Here is a 2,864-nt window from a genome sequence, read left to right as displayed (position 1 = left end):
TTGCGTTGACATACTTCGCCGTCTTCCGCTTCAACTCCGTCACTCTGGCGACCTGATCCGACGTTGTCTAGCGATTAAACACGGCCCTTTGAACCATCACTATTGGAGCGGTATCGTACGGATTCGCGCGGCACCGTTGAGGAATGGTCGGCACAGGGTCTTCAAGTCACATGGCTTGACAAGTGGACTGTCCGTCTCTATCGAAATGGTCAGGAGCAATTGGTTTTATTAGTGGACGATCTTCAGTCAGTACCTGATTATGAACTTCCCCACTGGAATCAACATCATGTGACACCTGAGGGCGAACTTCCCGAAGAATTAGAAACAAACTATATCGAAGCTGATTGGGTTGATACTGAATCGCCTATTGGGGGAGTGGTTGCAGGAATGGCTGAAGCTACCGATACATTCGAGGCTGTATACGGATGTAGTCTATTCAGTGTTGATCCGCCTGGGATCGATTTGGAACCATTCATTACGCCGACGCATGCACGTCGTGAGGAGTTACTGCGAATTATGATTGATATAGACCAGATCCTCATTGAGACGATCGAGAAAGACCATGTTGAAGCTCAGCTACCTGATGATATCGATGACAATGCTATAGATGGAGAGAAGGACGCACTGTACGAACTCGTGCAATTTCTCACCAACAGCGAACGGGCTGGCGAAGTGCTGGCACCCTTCAATGCGATTCACTGGTTCCGGAACGACCGGGGCCATGAAGGGGTGGACCGGTGGGACGACGCACTTACGGAACTTGGCCTTGAACAAACCGCCGACATTCAGACAATTTATCGGGTAGCACTGCGATCTACCGCCAGATCATTCCATGAATTATCAGAAATACTGCAATCGTGAGGGAATGATTTCGGATGAAGTGAGCCCAAGGCCTGAACAGAAACAACTAACATAGCAGAAATTCGGGCTTCACGATGGATTACATTTGACTTGTCTTGGTTACTAATGTCTCTGTAATAAATAAATGAGGTTTCTCGACAGAGTGTAGAAGAGCAGGTGGTTCTCTACAGGCCGCATCCAGGAATTACAATCGATGCTCGAAAGCTTCATCGAGAGAACCAGAGGTTCCAATTATGATTCGGCAGGCTCCTGACTGGCATCATACACTCTTTGGCGAAGGAGTCCAGTTATTACCTCCTGTAACTCGTTGTCGTTGATGTACTCAGTAAACAGGTCCTCGTTTTGATTTCGTCTGTCGATAAACAGTTCAGTGAGCTTCTCATCAAACGTATACGCAAAGTTCTCTTGTGTGTTCACTCGTGCCGACTGTTGGAGTTGGTCATCGTTGAGCGCCTCTTCTTTGACCTGCTGAAGGAAGAGTTCGTCCGCAGACGTGAAGTCCGTACCGAGCTGCTCGTTAATCCGCTCCACGAGCGTCGAGAGTTCAACTTCATCCTCTTCCTCCGTTCGCGTCCCTGTCTCGGTTGGAACGGACACCTCACTGCTCGTCCCTTCAAGTCCGATCTGGCCTTCGTTAGACTTCTCGATGCGGTAATACTGGAGCGCGAGTTCGTCTTCAAACTCCACGCGGGCATCCTGCGGATCTCGGGGAAGCTCGTTGTAGAGAAAATGACCGAACGTGTAGAGCTTCTCTAAATCGGTATCTGTGTAGTTGACAATCTGTGACTGAAATTTATACAGGCGAATGAACGAACGAAGTTGCGAACGGAACTCATCCTGCCGTTCTACTNTCTACTGGGAGTGTGATGAACTCGTCGCGTGGACTTTGGGTGTACTGCGAAAGCTCGGCGTGAGCCTGTTCGGGACCAGAGTTCTGTTGAGCAAAGAACGCCTCAGCGAAGCGGTTGACGTCCTCTTCAGAGAATACTTGAAATGCGCGCAGCTCGGTTGCCAATTGGTAGATATGCTGCGGATCGGTGGTTTCCTCGACAGTCGTCCGCTCGTAGAACGGCTCGAACGCTTCTTTGATCTGCTCGTGATCGTTGACAAAATCAAGGACGAACGTATCGTCCTTTCCTGGAGCCGTTCGATTCAGCCGCGAGAGCGTCTGGACGGCTTGGACGCCCGAGAGCTTCTTGTCCACATACATTGTATGAAGCAGCGGTTCGTCGAAACCCGTTTGGTATTTCTCGGCGACAACTAGTACCCCGTCATTCGCGGAGGCGAACGTGCTCGGGAGTTCGGACTGCTTGAGGCCGTCGTTCATCCCCTTCTCGGTGTACTCGCCGCCATTGTCTTCGACGGTCCCGCTGAACGCTACAAACGCTTCCAAGTCGTCGTAGCCCTCTTCCAAGAGATACTCGTCGATCTTGCGCTTATATCGGACAGCTGCCTTCCGGGAGTCTGTGACGACCATCGCCTTCGCCCTGCCGCCGATCTTGCTGCGGGTGTTGCTACGGTAGTGCTCGACGATGATCTCGACTTTTTGGGCTATATTGTGTGGGTGGAGTTTCAGAAAGCGAGCAATTGCGCCTCTGGCTTCTTTTTCCGGGAGTTGGGGGTCTTCTTCAGATTCCTTAACAAGATTATAGTATGTGTCGTAGGTCGTGTAGTTCTGGAGCACGTCGAGAATGAACCCTTCCTCGATGGCCTGGCGCATCGAGTAGACGTGAAACGGTTCGGGCTTCTCGCCATCTTCGGGAGGAGTACCGAACGATTCTAGTGTCTTCCCTTTAGGGGTGGCCGTAAACGCGAAAAAGGATAGGTTCTCCTGGCTGCCGCGGGCCTCGGCGCTCTTTGCGAGGAGTGTCTCCCAATTGTCGCTCTCCTCGACGTCGACGCCGGAGAGAATCTCCTTCATTTCCTTCGCCATCTCGCCGGTCTGACTGGAATGGGCCTCATCAACGATAACGGCATAGTTGCGCTCGGGCAGCGACGCGACG

General features: G+C 51.6%; 3 protein-coding genes. 1 reads left to right on the top strand and 2 read right to left on the bottom strand.

All coding sequences use genetic code 11. The annotated features are described in order from the left end of the window. The first annotated feature begins 102 nt into the window (after positions 1–102). Positions 103–861, top strand: a complete 759-nt coding sequence (locus C448_RS15765; RefSeq protein ID WP_152415495.1) for a hypothetical protein — start codon at positions 103–105, stop codon at positions 859–861. Between the two features lie 231 nt (positions 862–1,092). Here the strand turns inward: C448_RS15765 and C448_RS16595 are convergent, their stop codons facing one another. Both C448_RS16595 and C448_RS17145 read right to left on the bottom strand, forming a co-directional pair. Then, positions 1,093–1,548 carry a hypothetical protein gene (locus tag C448_RS16595; protein ID WP_004051358.1) on the bottom strand — a complete coding sequence of 152 codons (456 nt, stop codon included), beginning with the start codon at positions 1,546–1,548 and terminating at the stop codon, positions 1,093–1,095. 145 nt (positions 1,549–1,693) lie between these two features. Continuing rightward, a complete protein-coding gene (locus C448_RS17145) occupies positions 1,694–2,071 on the bottom strand; it encodes a hypothetical protein (protein WP_455429040.1) in 378 nt (125 codons plus the stop codon). Positions 2,072–2,864: the final 793 nt, after the last annotated feature.

Origin of the sequence: Halococcus morrhuae DSM 1307 (assembly GCF_000336695.1) — an archaeon.
In the GTDB taxonomy this organism is placed as follows: domain Archaea; phylum Halobacteriota; class Halobacteria; order Halobacteriales; family Halococcaceae; genus Halococcus; species Halococcus morrhuae.
The sequence above is the reverse complement of the archived record's forward strand: the minus strand, read 5'-3'. Positions and strand labels throughout refer to the sequence as shown.